At 62.1% G+C, this 22,647-nt stretch carries 24 protein-coding genes; 15 read left to right on the top strand and 9 right to left on the bottom strand.

The genetic code is table 11. The features are described 5' to 3' along the window. The first annotated feature begins 4 nt into the window (after positions 1-4). Positions 5-139 (top strand): DUF7697 family protein, encoded by a 135-nt coding sequence (locus ACNHGR_RS11175; RefSeq protein ID WP_475286101.1) that lies wholly within the window; start codon positions 5-7, stop codon positions 137-139. Between the two features lie 3 nt (positions 140-142). On the opposite strand, the gene ACNHGR_RS11170 is transcribed toward ACNHGR_RS11175, so the two are convergent. After that, positions 143-478: a hypothetical protein gene (locus ACNHGR_RS11170; RefSeq protein WP_475286099.1), complete on the bottom strand. Its 336-nt coding sequence runs from the start codon at positions 476-478 to the stop codon at positions 143-145. A gap of 36 nt (positions 479-514) precedes the next feature. Here ACNHGR_RS11170 and ACNHGR_RS11165 point away from each other — a divergent pair, with 36 nt between their 5' ends. From ACNHGR_RS11165 to ACNHGR_RS11120, 10 genes are all read left to right on the top strand, one after another. After that, positions 515-3,700 (top strand): M23 family metallopeptidase, encoded by a 3,186-nt coding sequence (locus ACNHGR_RS11165; RefSeq protein ID WP_475286097.1) that lies wholly within the window; start codon positions 515-517, stop codon positions 3,698-3,700. A 3-nt stretch (positions 3,701-3,703) separates the two neighbouring features. Continuing rightward, positions 3,704-4,408 carry a hypothetical protein gene (locus tag ACNHGR_RS11160; RefSeq protein ID WP_475286096.1) on the top strand — a complete coding sequence of 235 codons (705 nt, stop codon included), beginning with the start codon at positions 3,704-3,706 and terminating at the stop codon, positions 4,406-4,408. Next, positions 4,405-5,016 (top strand): hypothetical protein, encoded by a 612-nt coding sequence (locus ACNHGR_RS11155; RefSeq protein ID WP_475286095.1) that lies wholly within the window; start codon positions 4,405-4,407, stop codon positions 5,014-5,016. The genes ACNHGR_RS11160 and ACNHGR_RS11155 overlap by 4 nt, the downstream gene beginning before the upstream one ends. 2 nt (positions 5,017-5,018) lie before the next feature. Continuing rightward, the gene (locus tag ACNHGR_RS11150; RefSeq protein ID WP_475286093.1) at positions 5,019-5,420 is read left to right on the top strand and encodes a DUF6950 family protein; all 402 of its coding nucleotides are present in this window, start codon (positions 5,019-5,021) and stop codon (positions 5,418-5,420) included. After that, positions 5,420-8,548, top strand: a complete 3,129-nt coding sequence (locus tag ACNHGR_RS11145) for a phage tail protein (RefSeq protein ID WP_475286091.1) — start codon at positions 5,420-5,422, stop codon at positions 8,546-8,548. Before ACNHGR_RS11150 ends, ACNHGR_RS11145 begins: the two co-directional genes overlap by 1 nt. A gap of 116 nt (positions 8,549-8,664) precedes the next feature. Then, a complete protein-coding gene (locus ACNHGR_RS11140) occupies positions 8,665-11,253 on the top strand; it encodes a hypothetical protein (RefSeq protein ID WP_475286089.1) in 2,589 nt (862 codons plus the stop codon). A 12-nt stretch (positions 11,254-11,265) separates the two neighbouring features. Then, complete coding sequence (locus ACNHGR_RS11135; protein ID WP_475286087.1) at positions 11,266-12,090, top strand: hypothetical protein; 825 nt, start codon at positions 11,266-11,268, stop codon at positions 12,088-12,090. A 10-nt stretch (positions 12,091-12,100) separates the two neighbouring features. Continuing rightward, complete coding sequence (locus ACNHGR_RS11130) at positions 12,101-12,487, top strand: hypothetical protein (RefSeq protein WP_475286085.1); 387 nt, start codon at positions 12,101-12,103, stop codon at positions 12,485-12,487. A gap of 95 nt (positions 12,488-12,582) precedes the next feature. Continuing rightward, positions 12,583-13,080 carry a hypothetical protein gene (locus tag ACNHGR_RS11125; RefSeq protein ID WP_475286084.1) on the top strand — a complete coding sequence of 166 codons (498 nt, stop codon included), beginning with the start codon at positions 12,583-12,585 and terminating at the stop codon, positions 13,078-13,080. Next, on the top strand, positions 13,077-13,343 hold the full coding sequence (locus ACNHGR_RS11120) for a hypothetical protein (protein WP_475286082.1): 267 nt from the start codon (positions 13,077-13,079) through the stop codon (positions 13,341-13,343). Before ACNHGR_RS11125 ends, ACNHGR_RS11120 begins: the two co-directional genes overlap by 4 nt. Positions 13,344-13,457: 114 nt before the next feature. Here ACNHGR_RS11120 and ACNHGR_RS11115 read toward each other — a convergent pair whose 3' ends face one another. Genes ACNHGR_RS11115 through ACNHGR_RS11100 form a run of 4 tightly spaced genes read right to left on the bottom strand, consistent with a single transcriptional unit; the run spans position 13,458 to position 14,404 of the window. Continuing rightward, on the bottom strand, positions 13,458-13,580 hold the full coding sequence (locus ACNHGR_RS11115) for a hypothetical protein (RefSeq protein ID WP_475286080.1): 123 nt from the start codon (positions 13,578-13,580) through the stop codon (positions 13,458-13,460). Next, a complete protein-coding gene (locus ACNHGR_RS11110) occupies positions 13,580-13,885 on the bottom strand; it encodes a hypothetical protein (RefSeq protein WP_475286079.1) in 306 nt (101 codons plus the stop codon). Before ACNHGR_RS11110 ends, ACNHGR_RS11115 begins: the two co-directional genes overlap by 1 nt. Positions 13,886-13,904: 19 nt before the next feature. Next, positions 13,905-14,075, bottom strand: coding sequence for a hypothetical protein (locus tag ACNHGR_RS11105; RefSeq protein WP_475286077.1), 171 nt, complete (start codon positions 14,073-14,075; stop codon positions 13,905-13,907). Further along, positions 14,072-14,404: a hypothetical protein gene (locus tag ACNHGR_RS11100; RefSeq protein ID WP_475286076.1), complete on the bottom strand. Its 333-nt coding sequence runs from the start codon at positions 14,402-14,404 to the stop codon at positions 14,072-14,074. Before ACNHGR_RS11100 ends, ACNHGR_RS11105 begins: the two co-directional genes overlap by 4 nt. 95 nt (positions 14,405-14,499) lie before the next feature. Between ACNHGR_RS11100 and ACNHGR_RS11095 the strand changes: the two genes are divergently transcribed. Then, complete coding sequence (locus tag ACNHGR_RS11095; protein ID WP_475286074.1) at positions 14,500-15,153, top strand: SOS response-associated peptidase; 654 nt, start codon at positions 14,500-14,502, stop codon at positions 15,151-15,153. On the opposite strand, the gene ACNHGR_RS11090 is transcribed toward ACNHGR_RS11095, so the two are convergent. The 3 genes from ACNHGR_RS11090 to ACNHGR_RS11080 all read right to left on the bottom strand — a co-directional run bounded on the left by ACNHGR_RS11090 (position 15,150) and on the right by ACNHGR_RS11080 (position 16,857). Beyond that, entirely contained in the window at positions 15,150-15,281 is a 132-nt protein-coding gene (locus ACNHGR_RS11090; RefSeq protein WP_475286072.1) for a hypothetical protein, read from the bottom strand. The genes ACNHGR_RS11095 and ACNHGR_RS11090 overlap by 4 nt on opposite strands. Before the next feature lie 174 nt (positions 15,282-15,455). Continuing rightward, the gene (locus ACNHGR_RS11085) at positions 15,456-16,286 is read right to left on the bottom strand and encodes an NYN domain-containing protein (protein ID WP_475286070.1); all 831 of its coding nucleotides are present in this window, start codon (positions 16,284-16,286) and stop codon (positions 15,456-15,458) included. Positions 16,287-16,734: 448 nt separating this feature from the next. Continuing rightward, complete coding sequence (locus ACNHGR_RS11080) at positions 16,735-16,857, bottom strand: hypothetical protein (RefSeq protein WP_475286068.1); 123 nt, start codon at positions 16,855-16,857, stop codon at positions 16,735-16,737. Between the two features lie 1,038 nt (positions 16,858-17,895). Here ACNHGR_RS11080 and ACNHGR_RS11075 point away from each other — a divergent pair. Then, positions 17,896-20,013 carry a TonB-dependent siderophore receptor gene (locus tag ACNHGR_RS11075; RefSeq protein ID WP_475286067.1) on the top strand — a complete coding sequence of 706 codons (2,118 nt, stop codon included), beginning with the start codon at positions 17,896-17,898 and terminating at the stop codon, positions 20,011-20,013. Positions 20,014-20,015: 2 nt separating this feature from the next. Here ACNHGR_RS11075 and ACNHGR_RS11070 read toward each other — a convergent pair whose 3' ends face one another. Further along, positions 20,016-21,011, bottom strand: coding sequence for a LacI family DNA-binding transcriptional regulator (locus tag ACNHGR_RS11070; RefSeq protein WP_184267259.1), 996 nt, complete (start codon positions 21,009-21,011; stop codon positions 20,016-20,018). Between the two features lie 163 nt (positions 21,012-21,174). Between ACNHGR_RS11070 and ACNHGR_RS11065 the strand changes: the two genes are divergently transcribed. Then, positions 21,175-21,363, top strand: a complete 189-nt coding sequence (locus ACNHGR_RS11065) for a DUF4169 family protein (protein WP_475286065.1) — start codon at positions 21,175-21,177, stop codon at positions 21,361-21,363. A gap of 253 nt (positions 21,364-21,616) precedes the next feature. Continuing rightward, positions 21,617-22,618 (top strand): hypothetical protein, encoded by a 1,002-nt coding sequence (locus tag ACNHGR_RS11060; RefSeq protein ID WP_475286063.1) that lies wholly within the window; start codon positions 21,617-21,619, stop codon positions 22,616-22,618. The last annotated feature ends 29 nt before the right edge of the window (positions 22,619-22,647 follow it).

Here is a 22,647-nt window from a genome sequence, read left to right as displayed (position 1 = left end):
CGGCATGCCGTTCGGGCTGGATTTTGGTGCAGCGCTGGCGCTGGGGCGTGCCCGGAATGTGGACATGGATTTGCTTGCGCAAGCTCTCCCTCGCGTCGAGGGCATATTGCTGGATGAATTGTCCGCTGATGCGGATTGATCATCATGCAGGGGCGCAGCCTGTAACCTGCTTCGCGCCGAACCAGGATGTGATTTTCGTTCCGTCCGCCTGGCGGTGAAGATCGACGCGGCCCAGGGTCAGACCCATGCCGCCGCGCCAAAGCAAGGTGACGTGATCGGGGCGATCAGGCTGACGATATATGGATGGCGGGAACAACCCATCCATGTCGATCAGGCATCGCTCGATATCTTCCAGCTTTCGGCTGGACAGATAGGCGGCCTCCGGCGCCTTCGCGTCGAATTTTGAAATAGGCCCTTCGGCCATCGCCGGGACGGCGGCGGCGCACATGAGCATCAATGCGATCGGAATGGCTCTCATGATCCGATCTGTAACCCGAACCGAGCGAGGCTGATAGTGGCACAACCCAAAGTTGCGATCCGCCTCGGCACCGAGGGCCGGCAAGAAGTCGTCAGCGACTTCAAGGCAGTGGGCGATGCCGGCGATGCCGCCGCCAATCGTGCATCTCGCGCATTCGACAAGGCCGCCAGCGATTTCGAGTCGGCCGAGCGCCGGATGGCAGCTGCATCGCAGAAGATCGCCGCGATCATGCCGAAAAGTGCCCTGCAAATGCAGATCGAGGCATCGAGCGGATCGGTCGCGACCGGCGGGGCAACCGAGCGCCTTCCCGGTGCCTCTTCGCTATCCTCATTGCAGGAAGGGTCGGCTAGGCTCAGCGCCGCCGCATTCCGCGAGCTGATCGCTGAACAGGAGCGCTACGAGGCGTCAGCGCAGCGTTTGCGTGCTGCGATCGACCCGGTTGGGAGTGCCCAGCAGCGCTTCAACAGCGAGATGTCTGGTGCCAAGGCCCTGATCGCCAACGGTTCCATCACGCTTGACGAATATTGCGCCAAGCTTCGCATGGAGAAAGCTGCGCTGGACGAAGTGACCAGTGCCAACGGGCGGCTTGGCTTGTCGCGCGGAGCCTTCCGCGACCAGATTGCCGAACAGGAGCGTTACGAGTCGTCGGCGATGCGCTTGCGCGCGGCGATCGACCCGGCATGGGCGGCGCAACAGCATTTCAATCAGGAGATGGCAGAGGCGCGGACGCTGATCGCCAACGGCTCCATCACGCTTGACGAATATTGCGCGAAGCTGCGCCTGGAGCGGGCGGCGCTGGACGAGGTGACGGGCGCGCATGGCCGCATAGGTGTGTCCCAAGGTGCCATGCGCAGCGGGCTGCAACAGGCCGGGTTTCAGGTGCAGGATTTTTTCGTCCAGGTGAATGGCGGGACTGACGCGCTGCGCGCCTTTTCGATGCAGGCGCCCCAGCTGATCGGCAATCTGCAAATGATGACATATGGCGCGGAAGCAGGCGCTGGCCGCTTTGCGACCTTCGCGCGCCTCTTGGGAGGGCCGTGGGGCGTAGCGCTGGGCGTCGCGATCCCGGCGGCCGCCCTGCTCGCTGAAAAGCTGATGGGCGATGCGGAAGCCAGCAAGGCGGCCGAGGAAGCGACGAAAAAGCATCGTAATGCGGTCGAAGCGCTGAACCGCGAAATGCGGCAGTCGATCCAGACGGCGGAGGACAAGGCAAGGGCCAACTACATTTTTCTGGAGTCTGAACGGCTAGCGACGATCCAGACCGAAAAGCGCCTACAGGCCGAGTTGGCGACAGCGAAGGCCGCGGCGGAACGTAAAGCGGCCGATGTGAAGATGTCGGCGCGCGGCGACCTGATCAATCCGGGTTATGTCGCGGCGATGCGTGAAGTCGAGCGGCTGGAGGCTGCGCTTGCCAAATCACGCGACGCGGTCGCGGAGCAGGAGACGGCCGCGACAACGGCGATGGGCCTGTATCAGCGCACGATCATCGACCAGATGTCGTCGCCTGCGGGCCGGGTCAAGCGCGACTATGATCAGCGCATCAATGACGCGGTAGGTCGGGGCGATGCAGAGGCCATTGCAAAACTGACGCGCGCCCGAGACGATGAGTTGAAGAAGATCGCCGAGAGTGAAAAGGCCCTGCGCGCCGGGACACAGGCCCTGACGCAATTCATATTGCCCGTGGAAGGCAAGATCACGTCCGGTTTCGGCGCCAGGACGCCGCCCAAGCCCGGCGCCAGCAGTTTCCATCCGGCCATCGATATTGCTGCACCGGTAGGCACGGCGGTCAAGGCTCCGCAGATCGGCGTTGTAGAGGCCCTCGGTTATAGCGAAAGTCTGGGCAAGTTCGTCGTCATCAATCATGGCGGCGGCACGAAGACACGCTATGGTCACCTGTCCGACAATAGCATCGTCGCCAAGGGCGATACGGTGCAGCAAGGCGAGGTCATCGCCCGGACCGGCAATACTGGCCGCAGCACGGGTCCGCATCTGGACTATCAGGTCATGGTCAACGGCAAAGCCGTCGACCCGCGCAAGGGTCTGTTCCCCACCGATGGCGCCGGCGTTGAGATCACAAAGTCGGTTCGCAGCGCCGCCGAAGCCCAACGCGATCTGGAAAGCAGCCTGGCTTCGCTCCAGCAACGGTTCGACCCGGTGGCCGAGGCAGCCCGGCGCTACCGCGAGCAAATCGACCAGATTGACGCGCTGCGCGAGAAGAAGCTGATCACGGACGATCAGGCGGCTGACTGGAAGGCGCAGGCGCGGGCCAGCGCATTTCTGCCCGGTTTTCTGGATGCGGTGAAGCCCGAGGCGGACAGCGAAAGGAAGAAGGCCGAGGACGATACGCGCCTGAACGAAGCCGTCGAGGGGGAACGATCGAGACTGTCTGCCGGGACGGCCTTGCTGCAACTGGAATGGCAGCTGCGCGGGCGCAACCGCGACGAGGCCGAGCGGCTGCTGGAGGTTGAGCGCTATCGGCTGGATATCATGCGGCAGTATCCGGCCCTGACCGCCGATCAGGTCAATGAGCTGGTCAAGGCCAAGGAGGCGCAGGACGAACTCAACCGCATGATCGAGGAATATCGCCGACAACAGGAAGAGTTTCAGCGGCTTGGCGAAAATGCAATCGACCGGCTGTTCGATCCGACCAGCGCTGAAAGCTGGGGTGACCGGGTGAAGGGCGTTCTGAGCGACATCCTTGCGGAGATGTTCAGGATGGCGGCGCTCAATCCGCTCAAAAACCTGTTGTTCGGAAGCGGGCTGACGACATCGGGCGGCGGCGGCTTCTTCGGAAGTCTGGTCAGCGGCCTTGTCGGATCGATCGGCGGCGGCGGCCTTGGCGGGGTGAGTGCATCGTCCATGTCCTACCTTAACGGTGTGGCCTCCCAACTGGGGACACCCCGCGCGCTGATAGGGTCCGCGATCGGCAATGAATACACGCCCGCCGGCGCAATGCTGGTCGGCGAGAATGGCGCCGAAATCGTCAATATGCCGCAAGGCGCCAAAGTCATGACGGCCAGCGACACGCGCCGCGCCATGGCTGGCACCGGGCAAAGCATGACCTATGCCCCGGTGTATCAGATCGATGCGACCGGGGCCGACCAGGCAGCGCTATCTCGCGTCGAGGCAAAGCTGGATGAAATCGACCGGAATTTCTCAAGCCGGACGCTCAATACCGTTCAGGAGGCGAACGATCGCCTCTACCTTCGTTTTGGGGGCTGATGCATGGCGCTGACCTATCCGATCGGAATGCCGACGCAGGGCTTTGCACAGGATTATTTCGAGCTGCTGCGCTTCGATTACGGCGCGCCGGAAGATAATGGCCGGATCGGCGGCATCACCGGGGCGCCGCCGAAATGGGAAGCGGAATGGACTATCTCCAAGACGCTGACCCCGGACTGGTCGGATGAAATTCGGGCCTGGTATACGGGCCTTCGCGGCATGCAGCGACTGTTCTTCGCCCGCGATCTGGAGCGTCCCTATCCCAAGGCTTACCGCGCCGGCTTTGCCGGGATGACGCGCGCGGGCGGGGGCAGTTTCAACGGGGCGGCGACCAGCTGGTCGCAGACGATTGCCAGCAACGGCGACGCGGACGTGGAATTGCAGGGTCTGCCCAGCGGCTTCATCCTTGGGAAGGGCGATTATGTCGGGCTGCGCTGGACCAATGCCACCGCGCCCGGCGGGACCAATAATCGGCGTGCTCTGGCGCGGGTAACGACCGGCGGGACCGCCAATGGCAGTGGTGTGTCCACCGTCACGGTCGAGCCGCCGATCGACATGCGGGTCGTACCAGGCGGCGCGGTGGCCTATTTCGACAATCCGGTCTGCCTGATGAAGGTGCGCGCGGACAAAAGCCAGCTCGCGCCCAAGGATCGGATGGGCATCATGCGTGGCGGTACGATATCGGCCGTGCAGGTCATGTTGCCATGAAATCCTATAGTGCGGCGGCGCTGGCCGCCTATGCTGACGGGACCGCCATGTCGATCGGCGCGATCGAGATCCATGGCGACACGCCCTTCTTCGCCGTGGGCGGGGATGGCATCTTGTCCATGGTCGCATCGGATGGGGTGACGCATGATTTTATCGGTCTGGGCGCCAATGCCCTCATCGAGATTGGCGGCGGTGCGCTGGGCGGCGCTGCGCAGAATATCACCCTGACCCTGTCTGGCGCCGATGCGGATGTTGTCGCTGCGGTCGACACTGCGGCGATACGCGGCGCGCCCGTAGTGGTGTGGGAACTGACATTCGACGGCAGTGGACAGGCCCTGCTGGACGGTCATATCTTTGCGCGAGGATCGGCCGACAGGCTGCCCAGAAGCGAACAGCCCGGCGGCACGGCATCAATCAAGGTAATGGTGGAAACGGCCGCCAACGGCCTGGGCCGACGGGGGTCACGGATGCGGACGGACGCGGACCAGCGGATGATCAAATCCAATGATGGCGGCTGCAAGCATGTCAGCTTTGCGGGTGAAAAGACGCTCTATTGGGGCGGCAAGCGTAGTTCGGCCAGTTCGTCGCTGACCAGCGGGCGAGGGTAAAAATGTTGAGATATGATGTCTGCGCAGCCCTCGCGGAAATCGAGGGCCGGATCGCCATGCCCTTCATCTGGGGGAGCGATGCGAATGACTGTGTCAGTGCCACGGCAGCGGTGATCCGCGCGCACACCGGGCATGATCCGATCGACGGGCTGGTCTGGGCGGACGAGGCGCAGGCCCGCGCGGTCATCGCCAGCCTGGGAGGCTTCGAAGCGGCGATATCGTCGCGTCTTACGCCGATCGAGTCCGCCATGGCGCAGCGGTTTGACGCCGCCATGGTGATGATGCCTGACGGGCCGCTGCTGGCGATCGTAGAAGGCGACAGGCTGGTCGGTCCGGGGATGGTGAGGCAGATGCGATTGCCGCGCAGCCGAATGACCCGCGCCTGGACCGTCAGGGGCTGCTGATGGCGATTACACGCCGCCTGCGTCGCCGTCTGCTGGCCGGCGCGCTGATAACCGGGCTGATGTTCCAGCCCTCGCCCGCGCGTGCAGACCCGATTACAGCAGCGGTGTTCGGATCGGCTTTCGCCGCGACCTTCGCCGGGACGGTCGTTTCATTCGTCATCACGACCGCAATCACGATCGGCCTCAACAAGCTGCTGGCCCCCGGAATCAAGTCAAACCGTCAGGCGCAGGTGGCGACGCTGCAAATCGGCGAACAGCCACGAAATGCGCTGATCGGCGAGGTTGCGCATGCGGGATCGCTGCTCGATGGGTTCAACTACGGCGGAAAGAACGGCACCGACTGGGAAATGGTGATCATCGCGGTTGCCGATCATCGTTGCCATTCGCTGTCCGGCTATTTCGTCAATGACAAATATGTCAGCCACGCGGGCAATGGCACTGTGTCGGGCTATAATGGCCAGTTGAAGGTGTGGTTCCTGCCCGGCACCGAAACGCAATCCTTGCCGTCGGAACTGCTGTTGAATTGCCCCATGCTGTCCGATGGCGTGACGCGCAGCTGGACGGCCGATGATAATTGCGCTGGGATCGCGCTGTTCATAGCCGCGTACAAGGCGGACAAGAGCAGCGCGAAAAAGCCGGTCTGGTCGGCGGGGCGGCCTCAATTCCTGCCCGTCGTCAAGGGCGCCTATCTGTACGATCCGCGCAAGGATGGCACGGTGGCCGGCGGTTTGGGCGTGCATCGTTGGGCAGACCCATCGACCTGGGAATGGTCCGATAATCTGGTCGTGGGCCGCTATAACTGGCTACGTGGCTTCTACGCCTGCGACCGGGTCGGGCAGGCCGACATGCTGCTGGTGGGGCGCGGTCTGTCTGCGGTTGAGGCGCCGCCCGAGCGCATGTTCGCCGCTGCAAATCTGTGCGATGAAATCGCTGAGGATGGCCAGAGGCGCTGGCGCTGCGACGCGGTCATCTATGCGACCGACCGGTTCATCGACACAGAAGAGACGTTCGCTGCGGCCTGTGCCGGCCAGATCGTCCAGCGCGAAGGGGGGATCGAAGTCGTACCGGGCCATGCGCAAAGTGTGGTGATGGAAATCAGCGATGCCGACCTGCTGATCGATGCGCCGGTCGAATATGAATTGCAGCGAGGTGATCGCGATGAAGAGTGGGTAAATACAGTCGTCGGCCGCTACATCGAGCCGTCGATGAAATGGGGGGATCATGCGGCGCCAGTGCGCCGCGATGTCGCCGACGTCATGGCGGACAAGAAGCCGCGAGAGGCGACGCTTTCGCTGCAATTTGTCAGCCGGGTCAACCAGGCGCAATATGTCGCTGAATATAAGCGCCGGCTTGGCCGCCTGCTGGCAACCGCGACTATCCCGCTTGGGCCGCGTTTCATGGAGCTGGAGGAAGGCGACTGGATCGGCTGGACGTCCGATCGCCGCTTTGGCGGCCGGAAGATATTCAGGATCGACAGCTGGTCGTTCGATCGAACACGCAAGAGCAAACGGGTACTGAGAGAGATTGCGGCAGACGTCTACGCACCCGTGACGCTGTATGTTGACCAGTCGGTCGCCAATCAGCCGCTGGCACCTGATCTGGATACGGCGCCCGATGCTGGCGCATGGACTTTGACCGGCGAGATCGTGACCAGCAATGGCACGCAGGTTCCCACGCTGCGCTTTGCCGGCGCGGTCGAGGATGATGGTGCTTCGGCGGTTATCTTCGACTATGCGGCCGGCGCGACGGCCCCTGATGCGGACAACGACGCGCTGTGGATCAACGGCGGCAGCGGCTATACGTCCACTACCGAATTTGTCGTTCGGGGGCTTGTTGCCGCAAATACCTATTGGGGTGCCGTATCCTATCTGGTGGGGTCGACGCGAACCGACCGGCGGGTGCTGGGGCCAGTAACGTTCGATAGCGCCGCCGTCCAACCGTCGCCGCCCACGGCGCTCACGAAGGTTTCGCAGACCGATAGTTCTGTCACCATATCGGCGCGCGCGCCCGAATATGCGCCGTTCGAACATATGCGCTTCTATGCCGGTTCCACATCGGACTTCAGCAGTGCCGTTCAGGTCGGCGGCAACCACGTCTCGTCCCTCGGTGAAACCGTCCAGATCACAGAGTCCGGGATCAGCGCCGGGCCGCGCTATTATTGGGCGGTTGCCTATAGTGCCACGGGGGTGGCTTCCGACCCGACCGGGCCGCTGGCACTGAACGTCGGCGGCTTCGACTTCTCGGGCGGTGCCATGGCGCCCGGCGCGGCACTAACGCGATCCTCGTCCGGCACACGCACCAACGCCAGCGGCACGCTGGTCACGGAAACGACCGACGCTGCCCGGTTCGACTATGACCGAACCTCCCATGCTCTGCGCGGCCTGCTGATCGAACCGGCGGCAACAAACCAGATCGCAAACAGCGTGCTTGCCGGCGGCACGGTAGGCACCATCGGCACCGGCAGCGGCGTGGTTCCGACCGGGATCGGCGTCGGCGGCAATGGCGGCCTGACGCGCGAAGTGGTGGCGCTGGCTTCGATCGACGGCATCGATTACTTCACGATCCGCTATCACGGGATCGCCAATACCGCCGGCTCGATCACGTTGGCGCTGGAGCCCGCCGTATCGGCGGCCGGCACTGAGACATGGACAGCAAGCGCCTATCTGGCGTTGGTCGCGGGCGCCCTAACCGGCGTGAACACGACCAATATGGTTATCCGCGTTGGCGGGCAGACCGGAACCGTGCTGAGCGGCCTGGATGCCACTCCGCGCCGATATTCAGCTTCCGCGACCGTATCGTCCGGCACCAATGTCACGGCCACCCTGCGCTGGAACTATCTGGCGGTGGGTGCGGGCGTCGACTTCACGCTTCTGGTCGGCATTCCCCAGCGAGAAAGTGGCGGCAAGGCAACCTCGGCAATCAGGACGAGCGGGGCTGCGGCCACGCGTGCGGCCGATCAGTTGACGTTGAATTGGGGCGCGCGCGGCGTGCCGGATGGCACGATGACCGTGCGCTACACCTTTGACGACGGATCGACGCAGGATGTTGCCACCACCGTTTCCGGCGGAATGGCAACCGTGCCGACAAACCTCAACCGATCCACATTGATGCTCGCCCAGCGGCTGTGACCGCTTCGGGCAGGATCGCCTGACCATAAGAGGATGATGATCATGAATGACAGGGGCTTTCCGCCCGCTGGCGCGCTGTGCGTCAGCGGCTCCGTCTGCATGTCGGGAGGTGCTGCATGACTGTCTTCCGGGCACTGTCTGCCGCCCTGACGATTTGGGCATCAAGCCCTCGCGCTGTTCGCTTCCTGCTCGCGCCTGGGGGCGTCGCGCAGGATCTCACGGGGCGCAGCTTCGTGCTGGTTGTGCGCCGCGCCACGATGCAGGAGCCGATCATCTTGATTAGCGGCGTGCTGAGCGTTGACGGCATGGTCTATCTGTTTCTGCTGACATCGGGGCAGTGCGATGCCATCTATGAGGAGGCACGCCACGCGTCGCTGGTCTATGAGGTTATCGAGACGACCTATGGCGGCTCGACAAGCCGCTGGTCCGGGCCCGTCGATGCCCAGATCAGCAGCTCGCTGCCACCGGGTGAGATTGCGCCGGCGGTCATCGATCTGCCTGCGGCTGACATAGTTGCCGAAACGACCAATCTGCTGATCAGCGAGCGGGGTGCGACTGGCGACGGGGTCGAGAAGCGCTTTGCCGATAAAGGCCTGATCCCCCGCGCAGACACCGACCTCATGATCGACAAGATCAAAGAATGGGGCGGCGAAGGGGGCGTGCCGTTTGCTGAAGCCGCTCAGGACGCCGCGCAGGTGGCGCAGGAGAAGGCCGCCAGCGCAACCGGTGACCGTCAGCGCGCGGAGCAGGCGGCCATATCTGCCGACGCACTGCGCGGTCAGGTGGCGGTGATTGCAGCGGGCGCGGCGGCCTATGGCACGTACAAGACGGTGGCGGAAGCGCAGGCGGATGCGGCGCTGCCGGTCGGCCGTCAGTTCTACGTGCCATCCGCTGATGGTCTGGGGCTGGACCTTTACACCAAGGGCGCCAGCAGCGCGACGAAGGAGGCGCTACAGGTTCCCGGCGCGCAGGTCGTCGGCGCTGTTAAGGAGCGGACAGGGTTCAAGGTGCCCAAGATCGGGCGCGTCGACCGCAGCGTCATCGCCTCGGGCGGGCAGCTATTCACGGACCTGACGCCCAAATTCTATGCCGTGCCCAAGATCGGGCGCGGCGCGGCGGCTGTTTCCGGAGGGCGCGTGACGCGCATTGCGGACGCGGCGTTGCTCCGCTTTGGCCCGACCGACAATTTTCTGGCTGGCGTCCCTGTTACCGTTTCTGTCGCCGGCACCATTACAGGGCTGGTCCGCTCGCAGGTATGGGTTCAGCGGAGCACCGCGATCATGGCCCCGATCACAGGCGGCCCCTATGCGTCGACGCTCATCGCGGGTGGCAATGGTTTTGCCTATGTTATGTCCCGAGGTGAAGTGCAGCGTAGGAAGTGGCGGACCACCACTCTGTTCGCCAACGCAGGGCTTCAGATGATTCTGACGCTCTTCATCGGCCAGAGCCTCCCTAATGGATACGCCGAGAGCAACGCCGCGCGCGTGGGCCCGCTGTGGCGCGATCTGGTTTGCGAACGGGCCTGGCAGTTCGATGGCAGCGCGATCGATGGTGCTGAGCGCGGGCCGCGTCCGCTGCAACTCATGCCAGAGGCCGCGAACAAAGATAATGTCATCGACCCGATCCAGCTTCAGCGGATCGTTCCGCTTCGTGGTGCTGGTCACATGGGAAATCGCGTATTCGCGCAGACCTTTGTCGAAAGCTGTGCACTGGCCCTTGTCGGGGAGCATTTGCATCCCCTGTCTCATGTGCTGGGCGTCGTCGTTGGAACGGGCGGCACCCCTATCGTGGACTTCTCGCCGGCTGAGTATCAGCTGGACGGAGACGGTAACCTTGCCCTCGACGGCAACGGCAATCCGATCCTCATCCGGGCGGCCAGTGAACATTACCAGTCGATGGAAGCGGTCATCGATGCAGCCAAGGTGCAGGCCGATCTGCGGGGGCTGTCGCTCAACGTAGTGGTCATCACCAACCAGGGTGAGGCTGATAACGGTATCGGCACCACGGCCGAGACGTGGAAAGTCCGCTGGCGCGCGATCATGGCCGGCCTCCAGGCGAAGACGGCCGGCATCGGGGCATCGTGGATCGGTTCGATCATCCACCAGTGCGGACAGCGGCCGAACGGCAATACAGGCATGGCCACGCTGGCGCAGGCTGACCTCATCCGAAATGGCGAAGCGGTGGGCCTGCCGATCAATGTGATGGCGCCGGGCTATGATGGCCCGACGCACTTGCTTCAGGAAACAAATTTCGTGCTCGGTTCGGCTACGGCCTACGCCATAGCCCGGCTGATCGAAACCGGCGGCACCTATCGCGAACCGCAAGTCGCTAACGGAGCCGCCGCCCTAACGACCGCGACCAGTACGACGGTGACGATATCTGGCGGCACCGGCTCGATGACGACCGATACCGATCAGGTTCCCGATATGCTCGACGGGCTCAAGGGCGCATCGATGGTAGATGATATGGGGGATGTGCCCATCACCAGCATGTCGCTGACAGGCAACATTCTGACCATCAATCATGCCGCCACAGAGTTGGCCCGCCACCCACTTTTCCGGCTCGGGCTGGTGGGCGGTGTCAACCCGCCGCCTGATCCCGCTGGCGCACGCGTCAACCTGCGCGACGATAGCGCATGGCCATGCGCTGTGACCGGAAAAATCGTCTCCGGCTGGATGATCCAGCAGCAAGTTGCCCTCGTTTAAGGACTTATCTCTATGGCCTTCGACCTTGCCCATATCGAAACCGTGCTGGCTGGCGGCGTTGCCGTCCCCGGAACTCCTGCCCTTCCACAGACGGCATTTGCGCTGGAGGAGGCCATTTGCGCGGCTCGGGCCGACTTGCTGTACATGTGGGCGCAGCCAGGCCGTCGCCCGCTCGGGGTCGCTGGCGACCCGATCGCGGATCAGGACGGGTTGGACGATCGGAAATATTACGTCCTACCCGCTTCCAGCGCCACGACAACCCGCGTAGATTCGACGACCTCTAAGCTCGGCTACTGGAACTGCAGTCGCGCCGGTACTGGCCACCTCAAGGAAGGTCTACAAATGGTGGCGCCGGCGAACGGCGACCTGTTGAATGCGCCGGGCTACAGCTTCCTAACGATCTTTCGCGCCACTGACCTCACTGCCCCCAATGGTATCTTCGGACAAGGGACGACGGCGAGCAGCCGCACTGGCCTTTACCAGAATACCAGCGGACAGCTCGGCATTCAGCATGGCTCTGGCGTTATCATGGTGGGGGCCAACTCTGTCGCGCAAGTGGGTTCCTGGGCGGCAGCCATGTTCTGCAATCGAGCTTCCGACCGTAAATCGCAGATATTCTGTAACAGCCTAGTGCCGACTGACGAGTTTACGATGCCGGCAGGCGTGGTTTCGCAGTCGCCCAACTTCCGTATCGGAGGTTTCCCGGATGACGGCTATTCGGCGAACGCCGACATCGCCCTTATCGTCGGCTGGCTGGGCTACCTGCCCGACACGCCCGGCGCCTGTGAAGCCATCATGAACGCCGCGATGGCCATGCGCGCACTCTGTCCGCAGTGACGGGAAAAGGATGATGCCGCTCTCTGATCCGGCGACCGCTGCGCAGGTCAAGATCATGGCCGAGCAGGCGGCGGCAATGGCGCTTGCTGAGTATGCACCCCAGCTCGGGCAACTGGAGCGCGCTGTAGCGCGCCTGAATGGGGCGGTCCCGGAAGATGGAGACAAGGTGAACAGCCCTACCCTCAAATGGCTTGCCGGCATCGCCGCCAGTTGCGCCGCCGTCATCATCACGGGGGCGATGTTCTGGGTGGCGAGCAGTGTGACCGACATGCAGCAGACCCTTGCCCGGATCGATGAGCGCCAGAAGGCTCAGACGGAAGCGCAGGACACCCGGTTCGCCGACTATGACCGCCGGATTACCCGGCTTGAACGATACCACGCGAAGGGGGGCGAGTGATGGCAACCATATCTGACGACGATTTTGTGCGGCTGTTTCAGGAGCGGACCGGCCTATCCCCTGTAGACGGCTGGGCAGGCCGCGACACGATCGCAATGCTGGACAAGCTGGCGCCGCCAAAGGCTGCTCCCGCGACAGGCCTGCCCGATGACTATTGGCCAATGCTCTCCAAGATCGAGAGCGGTGACCGGCCCTATATCAAGGCGGCTTCGTCCAGCGCGTCGGGCCTCTATCAGTTTATCAAATCGACTTGGTTGGGTGAAGGCGGCGCGTGGGGCGCTGACATGTCAAAGGCGTTCGGCGGCCTTATGCCATCGACCGATGAACAACTGACGCGTGCTAAGACCTTCACGGCCAAGAACGCGGCCTATCTTCGCGGAAAGAGCATCCCGATCAACCGCGCCTCTCTATATGCAGCGCATTTCCTTGGAGCGTTGACGGCCGGCGCAGTGATTGGTGCGCCCTTAACTGCCAGCGCTGAGGCACTGGCCGGTACGGCGGCAACCAAGGCCAACCCGACGATCCTGAAAGGGAAAACCGTTGGCCAGTTCATCGACTGGCTGGAGAAGAAGACGGGAGCGCGAGCGAAATGAACAACCGCCACAACGTCATCGCCTATCTGGCGACCCTCTCAGCCATCGTCATCATGTCGATTGTCGCAGCCATCATCTGCATCGTCGTGGAGCCGGATACGCATCTGGCCCAGATTGTCGCGGCGCTGGGTTTCATCGGTGCGGCGGTGACCGGCCTCATCGGCGTGATCGGCACCTTCAAAGCGCGCGATAGCGGCGAGGCGATGAATGAGCAGCTGATCGCCAAGCTGCCGCCTGCCGCGCCACCGGAGGAGAAGCCATGACCCGCCTCCTCCCCCTCCTCCTGCTCACCGGCTGCGCGCACAACCTCGCCACCTGCGACAACGCCCGCGCGGCTGCTCAGGCGGCTACGATGGTCATGGCGCGGATTTGTCCGATCAGTCCACAATAGCCGACCACAGCCCCCACAGCACCAGCGCGCCAAGTACGACGATCGCCAACGTGTGCCACCGCTGCGGCTGGCGAGGTTCAGGATCGCGGTCGGTCCATTCGTTCAGCATTATCCGCCTCTCATCAGCCTGATCATATTCTTCCACTCACGTTCGCCCGGAACCGGAAGGTCAATGATTGCAGGCGACGATGTGCGGCCGACGTGATTCGGCCTCACGCGACTGCCGGTCATCTTGAGGCAATATGTGCAGTAAAAGAACGGCCGCATTTCCGTGTAACGGTACGGCCACCGCTTGCGATAAAAACGCCACCACAGCCCGTTTGGATAGAACAGGCCAACCTTGCCGCAGACGCACCGCACCTCGATCGTATCATCATGCATGACCGCCTCGAAAAGGTCAGTCGTATAGATCATGTTGCCTTCACTGCGCACGTCACTCTGCCGGCGTCAGAGCCTGCACCTGTGCCAATATCAGCGCGCCGACCATAAACGGCGTATCGTCGCGACGCCCATCCCGAATGTCCTGGCGAAAGGATGGCAGTCCGATATCACGCTGCTCCAGCCCGTCCGCAACCGCTGCGCGAATATCCGTGATGTCCATCACCGATGCACCCCGAAATCTTCCGGGAAGAGAGGGCCGGTCAGCATCGAAGCATAGACCTCCGGTTGCTTGGCTTTCAGATTAAAGCCGTTGCATTCAGCGTCCGTCAGCATCGCTTCACGAGTGCGCAGGGATGCGATCACGAATTCGCGTTGATGATCCTGAAAGCGAGCCACAAACTGATCCAGGGCTGGGTTGTCAGCCGTGCCAAGGCGCAGCAGACTGATGCCCTGTTCCGCATCCTCTTCGGTGAAATGGATACGGTTCAATACCTTACAGGCGTCCTTCCATTCTGCGTAATTGGTGCCCTTCGGCAGCAGTTCATAACCCATGTTTCGTCTCCACGATTCGATGCCATGCTATAGAACGAAATGAGAACAAACGGGAGTCGGTTGACTCTCTTCTGGGTGTGAACCACCTTCCAATCATGTGTAATCGGGCAGAGCGCGGGCAGACCGACAGGGTGCTGAACCTCTTTGGTGCTCGACGTGGTGCGCGGTTCAATGAAGGCCCGATGGAAACACATCCAGCGCAGCCGGGAACGGTCATCCGCCTGGACGATGGCGCGCGTGTGCTGGAGCAGATGACCTGGGGTTTTCCGCTGCCACAGAAGAGCAAGAAGACGGGAAAGGCGCTGAAACCGAAGCCGGTCAATAATGCGCGGTTCGATAAGCTGGGCAGCTACTGGAAGCGGTGGGCGGTCGATCCCCGTAACCGCTGCCTGATCCCGACGGCGCGCTATGCCGAGGCGGTGGGGGAGCCGGGGCATATGACGGAGACGTGGCTGTCAGTTCGGGATCAGCCGATCTTCGCCTGGGCAGGGCTATGGTCGGTCAGCGATGAATGGGGTTCGGTCTATACCGGCGTGATGACGGACAATGCGCCGGAGCTGGCCGACATTCACGACCGTTCGCCGGTGATACTGGACCCGTCGGATTGGGACACATGGCTGCATGCGCCGCTGGAGGATCTGTATCGGTTCGACCGGCCCTATCCCGCAGACCGCATCATTGTGGACCACACAGACGCGCCCTGGTTCCGGAAGAAAGGCGCGCCATCGGCCGGGCCGGCGCTCCTTTAGAAGTCGAGTTGGCGGCGCTCCATTTCGGCGATCACGGCCTGCTCGTATTCCGTGAGGTTTTCCGGATCGGAAACGGCGTTCCAGATATCGATAAGGCTCTTGTCGTCCAGATCTTCGACGTCGGGCATCATATCCTCCTGTAAGGAGGAAACTCGCATGGCCGGGGTTCCGTTGCCACCAACACAAAGGGGAATCCGGTTTACAGCGCCAGCCTAAGCTATTGATCGTGAAAGGGCGCAATCTGGGCCGTTTTACACCATGGCGCCCGGAAATGCTGGATTATGCAGAGCTTGGAAGGCTGGTTAGTCTGGGACGGTTAGTCCCAAATTATGCTTGGCCCAAGCCCCGAGTGTCTGTCGATCTGGACAGGTAATTTCTAGGCCGTCCGTACTTACGGGCATGGACACGTTGGTCAGCACCATCCATCGCTCAGAAAGCTCAAACAGCTGACACGGGCCATACTTTTCGTCCGTCCAACTTGATCGGCAAGAATCTTGCAGCCCGCGCAAAATGTTTCCCGGCATCCGGCTGTAATGCGACATATTTGGCAAGGACACTTTGTTTATCGCCGTGTCGAGCCAAGCAGCGATTTGCTGGTCGTCAAGTGGTGAAGCGACGTCAGCCGCTGCGATCAGTTCCTCGTTGGTCACGCCATTCGGATAGAGCAGGTGAACGTCAATTCCGATCTCTACTAATGCCGCAATCAGCGGTCGAAAATCTAGGTCTCCAGTGACTATTGTAACTGAATTAAAAAGCCCCCTTGCTGCCATCAAAAGGGCGTCAACCGCTAAGTGCACATCGACCATTTTCTGTTCGTTTCCACGCTTCCGCCGATGGCGAACATCTCCAGTCCGAACGTGGAAACCTGGCATATGCTCGATAAACTTCAGTTCAGCGCGTTTGGGGGCAACGCGGGCTAGATAATCAACATCATTTTCATCGGCCAGCTGAACCGGAATAGCATCGTAGTAGAAAACTTTCCTGTTGGTAGCTCTTAGATTGTGCCAGGCTAGCGCGATGCTTCCGTCGTTGAAGTACCGTTCTCCGAAAAGCTTTATCTCAGCATTTAAGCTGCCGGCGTCGACGAACATATAGCTGGTAGATGCGGCATTGAGCCTGCTGTTCCCGATCATGACACCGTCCCGATAGATTGCGTTGCAATTCATTTACCGAATGAACTCAAACTGTCCAATTTCGTTACTTGGGTCAAAAAGCAAAGCTTCCAAAACGTCGCTATCGCCCAATGTCGTGAAAATCATGGCAAAGCTTGGAAGGCTGATGGAAAATCGGGCACGCTTCAGCAAAACGTGCCCGATCTGTGGCCTTCAGAAATTTGGGTGCGCCACCTGGGCCGCCCACATTTGTTTCACTTGCCCGTTTTGACGCGCTCGCGCTCGGTAGTACGCGGATGCGTCTCAGCGAAGCGCTTCGTCACGAATTGCCTGCTCTCAGAGCTGCGATGAACTGTCTTCTTTGGTTCACTGGACTTAGGCATTTTAGTTCCTTTCACGTTAGCGGTAATCAGCCTTGCCTTCCAGATGCACCAGCCACCGGATGGTGGCTGGTGCGGAAGAAGTTCGGTTAACCGTCAATCAGGATCGGAAAGGCGCGCTTGCCATATGCTTTCGCATAGACACGCTTGCCCTTGATCGTGACGTAAGGACGGAAAACCAACTTCTTCCCAGGAGGGATGTCGATCATCATGTCGAACGCCTTTCAAGGCAGGCGGCCGCTACAGAGTTGCGCGTGAATGGAGTTGTGGTATTCCCACTTGTGCAACGGTTCTCCATCAACGCGCATCCCCACCACAGGGGCCGCATTCTGTGGCGAGAATCTACTTAAGGGGCGTGCGGCATGGCTGTGCGCCCCTCTTTTTGATTGCTGCCGAACAGGGCCGGCATGGCTGATCCTATCAACTCTTAACTCCGATGCTGTGAGAGGCAGGCGCGCAGGGTCAGGGACCGCAAGCGGCCCGTCTCATCACAATTTGTTGGGTGACCCCCGTTGACCCGATACCACAGATAGTGCCTCCAACTATTGACCGGATCAAGAGCCGAATCATCGCGTCATGACAGGATGGTGAAACCTTCCGTCGACAAAATGACTCGTCTCGCCGACGGGGTATGGGCGACGCGCGGACTTGCCTTGCCCCCCCAAAAGGCAAGTGGGGTGATGTCAGACAAAAAATAAATTTCTCTTGCCACGAAATATCAACATTTCCGCGTCGCCGCTCGACTTGCGTGGGCGAAAATAGGGTGATTCGCTAAGGGTGCGTCCTCATCGGCGAGACATTGCTAGCATGGATGTCGGCGAATGATCCCCGCTCCCCGCTCAAGCGTTGACGATGGGCCTGGCATCAAAGCCTGCGGTAACGGTGCGGTAAAGCTGCCAGATGTTTTCTGATTGTTTTCGGTATGATCCGGGAATGTGCCAGCAGGCCAAACAGAAAAACCGCGTAAATCCGCGACTTCACACGCCTTCCAAGCTTGTGATGCGGGTTCGATCCCCGCTACCCGCTCCAGCAATTCCAGAATTCATCACAGATTTGCGCGCTCGGTGGCTTCCATCGGAGCGCAATGTGCGAATCTTGCCCGTCTGGCTTGATGCGGCGATCGCTGTTTGGCGCCTCCCGCTATCTTGTCCGGCGGCAATATCCGGCAATATTTGAAATATGATATTGCGAGTCATAATCATTCCTATTAGGTCCGCCCCGATTTCATCCATCTGCAAAAGGGGGCAGGCATGAACCGCTTTTCCACACTCTCCGTCAGCATGGTCGCGCTGTTGTCGATGCCGTTGGCCGGTCGCGCGGTGGCCGCGGAAGACGCTGCGCCGGTGGCAGCGCGTGACGACATCACCGTAACGGCGCAACTGCTGGACGCGCCCGTCGCGGCGAAGGCGGACATTGCGCCCCTGGAAAGCAGCCAGGCCATTTCGGTGGTGCCCCAGCAATTGCTGGAGGCGCAAGGCGTTCGCCGGATTGCCGATGCGCTGTTCAATGTCGCGGGCGTCTCGCGCAGCAACAATTACGGCTTTTTCGATGGGTTCAACATCCGGGGTTTCAATGCGTCGAGCGGTGCGACCTATCTGGATGGCCTGCTCGACGATACCGGCTATGGCACCACGGAAATGACAGCCCTGGAACGGGTGGAGGTCATCAAGGGGCCGGCGTCGGGCCTGTTCGGGCAGGGGCCGATCTCCGGCCTCGTCAATCTGGTGAGCAAGCGGCCGCAGGACGACGCCTTTCTCGACATCGGCCTTGCCGGTGGTTCCTATGACTTCAAGGAAATCACCCTTGATGCCAATGGCCCGCTTGATGAGGCCGGCACAATGCTCGCCCGCCTGCCGCTGGTCTGGCGCGATCAGGACTTCTTCGTCCATGGATCGGGCCAGCGCCGCATCTTCCTGGCGCCGTCGCTGACATGGAAGCCGGATGCCGACACGTCGCTGACCCTGCTTGGGCGTTATGTCGACGATCATATCAATCCCTGGTCGCCGACCACCGCCTATGGCACCGCGTTGCCCAATCCCAACGGCAAGATCAGCCGCCGCCTGTCGATCAACGACACTGAGTATCCGGCCGTCCAGAACAATGACTATTGGAGCCTGGGCTATGTGTTCGACCACAAGTTCAGCGATGCGGTCGCGGTGCACCAGGCGCTGCGCTATCAGGATTTCCACAATAGCTGGGACAATTGGCTGTTCATCACCGGCATCTCGTCGGATTATCGCACGGTGACCCGCGCCTTTTACGGCCCCTATGACCAGCATGGCACCTATTTCCGGGTCGATACCAATGCCAGCCTGCGGTTCGATACCGGCCCGCTCAACCATTATGTGCTGCTGGGTGTGGATTATGGCCGCCGGTCGGCGCACGATATCAATCTCTACGACAGCAGCATGCCCTATGCGCTCGACCTATATGATCCGGTCTATGGCACGGTCAGCACCCACAATCCCCTGCTGACGCCCAACAGCAATGCGGCGCGGACGCGCCAGCGCGGCTTTTATGTTCAGGATCATATCAAGATCGGGGAGCGGATCGCACTGACGATCGGCGGCCGCTGGGACAAGGCGACCAGTCGCACTGTTACTAACGGCACGGTCGGTGCGCAGGTGGAGGATAACGCCTTCAGCCCGCGAGCCGGCGCCACCTTCCAGGTCACCGACTGGGCGTCGCTTTATGTGAATTACGCCAAATCCTTCAACCCGCAGGGCAGCTACCGGTCAGCGGACGGATCGCCATTGCCGCCCGAGCGCGGGGTCAATTATGAAGGCGGGGTCAAGCTGGCGCGTGCCGATGGCAGCTTGACCGGCATGGTCACTATCTTCCAACTGACGCGCGCCAATGTCGCGACCGCCGACGCCGTGCTGCCCAACGTCTATGTGCTGACCGGCGAACAGCGGACGCGCGGCGTGGAGGCGGAAGCGGCCTGGCGGCCTGCGCCTGGCATCGAACTGACCGGGGCGTTCACCTATCTGGACGCGGTCGTCACGGCCGACAACCGGCTGCGCGTCGGGTCGCGTCTGGGCTCCATCCCGCGCACCATCGCCAATCTCTGGGCCCGTTACACGATCCAGAATGGCGCGCTGGCCAATCTGGGCGCCGGGATGGGCGTCCATCGGGAAGGCAATCGCATGGCCAGCACGGCCTCCGCGGTCACCGGCGCGACGGCGCCCTTCCTGCTCAAGGCGTATACATTGCTGGACGGCGCGCTGTTCTACAGCATGGACGACTGGTCGATTCAGGCCAATGTCCGCAACATCCTCAATGCCCGCTATTTCCCGACGGGATCGCTGACACGGACGACGCCGGGTGAACCGCGCACCTTCATGATCAGCGTCAACCGACGCTTCTGACCCTATGTCTGGGATGCGGGCGGTCCCGAACTGCCCCGTTCCACCAGCGTGAAGAGAAATTCCGGCGCATCGACCGGCCCCTTGGCCAGCGCATCAATGACGCAGCGGCCCATATCTTCGAGCGGCTGCCGCACCGTGGTCAATGGTGGCCAGGATGTCAGGCTGGCGCTGGTATCGTCAAAGCCGGTGACCGACAAATCCTCGGGCACGCGCAGGCCCACCCGGTGCGCCAGCGTCAGCACGCCCAGCGCCATTTCATCATTGGTGGCAAAGACCGCACTGGGTGGCTGGGGCAAGGCCAGCAGCTTTTCGCCGGCCTCTATGCCGGACGCGAAATCGAACTTCCCTTCCACGAACAGGCTGTCTTCGACCGCAATGTCGGCCGCCGCCAGCCCGTCGCGAAACCCCTCGACCCGGCGCAGTGCTGCCCGGTGGGTGGGCGGCGGGGTGATGACGCCGATGCGGCGATGGCCAAGGCCGATGAGATGGTCGGCGACCATACGGCCGGCGGCCCGCTCGGGCGTGTGGATGGTGAAACTGGCCGCGACCGTCGACCCGGCGATCCGGGCGCAGGGCAGATTCATCTCTGCCAATTGGGCCAGCAACCCTTCATCATCCGACAGCGGCGGCACCAGCAGCACACCGTCCGGCCGCAGCGCGCCCACCAGCCGTTCCAGCACTTCGAACCGTTCTTCCCCGCCGATGGAGATCGGTTCCACCACCAGATGATAGCCCAGTTCCCGGCAACGCCATGCCGCGCCGATCTGGATGCGGCTGACATAGCCGGGGGCAGGGTTGTTGTAGAGGAAGGCGATCATGAAGGACTTGCCGCCCGCCAGCCGCCGTGCCGACTGGTTAGGTCGATAGCCCAGTTGCTTGATCGCAGCATCCACCCGTGCCTGCAATTCGGGGCTGACATTGGGCGCCTTGTTGACGACGCGCGACACTGTCTTGATCGATACCTGGGCGAGCGCTGCGACGTCGTGAATGCTGGTCATCGGAATGTGGCCGGAGATTGAAGGGAGGGAAAGCGCCGACCATGGCGACAGCCGATGCCGGTTGGCAAGGGGCGGGGGTGAAGATTATGACGAGATTGCGGTCGTTTCGGTTCGGCCGATACGGGTCGGCCGATGTGGGTCAGACAGCCGCGAAGGAATGGGCATGAGCAACATCATTAACCTGCGTCAGGCGCGCAAGGCAAAGGCGCGAACCGACAAGATGAAGGCGGCCGAGGAAAATCGCGCGCGCTTCGGCCGGACCAAGACGCAGCGGATGGCCGATACCGCCGAAGAAGAGCGTCGTGCCGCCCTTCTGGCGGGCGCCAAACGCGATCGCGAAGATCAACAATAAATCTCGAAGTCCATTATCCTTGACTTGAACATGTTGTGGCAGATTCTATAAATGCATTGTTCATGTTAAGATGAACATCTGTTCAGCATATTCATCTTGACGCTCAACTGTAACAATTCGTCGTGATTTGGCGTCGGGCATTGCGTTGATTTTTGCAGTGGGTCGTTGACCTCCTGCTATGACTGGAAATATTCGCTCAAACCGCCCCGCCAGGGCCGCGATTGCCGCTGTTCTGGCTTTGACTGCAACCCCGTTGCTGGCCCAGACTGTCGACGTGCCTGCTGCGCCGCCGACCGCCGTTGCCCCTGCGGCACCGGTCACCGTTCCTGATGCCGCGCCGGTAACGGCACCGGCTACCGCCGCGCCGTCCATGGCTGCCCCGGCAGCCCCGGCCGCGCAGGCACCCGCAATGGAATTCACTCCCAGCCAGCCGGTCGTGCAAGCCACGCCGCCGATTGACGAGCGCATTGCTGCCGCGAAGGCTGCCGCTGAGGCGGAAAAGGCGTCCGCACCTGTCGCCGCCCCTCGTGTTGCGGCCCGCACGGCTGCCCGCACGGCTGAGCGTGTCACGCCGGCAGCCGATTCGGTACGCACCGCCGAACGGACGGCGACCCCACAAGCGGCCGCAGCCCCGGCTGCGCCGGTCGTTGCTCCTGCACCCGCGCCCGTAGCGCCGATGACGCAACCGGCACCGGAAGCAGCGCCTGCTGCCACGGAAGCGCCAGCCGATATGGCGGTGCGTACCGATCAGGCGATGCTGTGGGCTTTGGGCGGCGGCGCGCTTCTGCTGCTGGGCCTGGGTGGCGCAGCCCTTGTGCGCCGTCGTCGCAGGGATGAAGACAGCGTTGACGACCTGAACGTTGCTCCGGCTTATGAACCCGCGCTCGCACCTGCCGCGCCGATGCCAGCGATGGCCCAGCCGGCCCTGTCGCCCGCCCCGGCGCCCGTCATGTCGGCCGAATCCCGCCCCGCCATGGCCCCGGCCAGCCCGCGCCTCGCCGAGGACGCCACGCTGGAAGCGATGGTCGCCGCCGCGCCCAGTGCGGACAATCCGTTCCGGACCCGCACGAAGCGCCTGCGCCGCGCAAAATATCTGATCGCGCAGCGTGACATGGCATCGGTTGCCGCGCCGGCGCCGCAGACGATGCATGCCGAACCTGCCTCGGTGCCTGCGGTCGATCGCAGCCAGACCGTCTATCGCTTCGGCAGCCAGCGGGCGTCTTCGGGCTTCCTGCGCCCGCGTCCTGCCAAGTAAGGCAGGACCATATCCCTGATGGGGGCGGA

It is taken from the genome of Sphingobium sp. RS1 (genome assembly GCF_056156825.1).
Note: the sequence above shows the minus strand (reverse complement) of the source record. Positions and strands in the feature narration are given on the sequence as shown.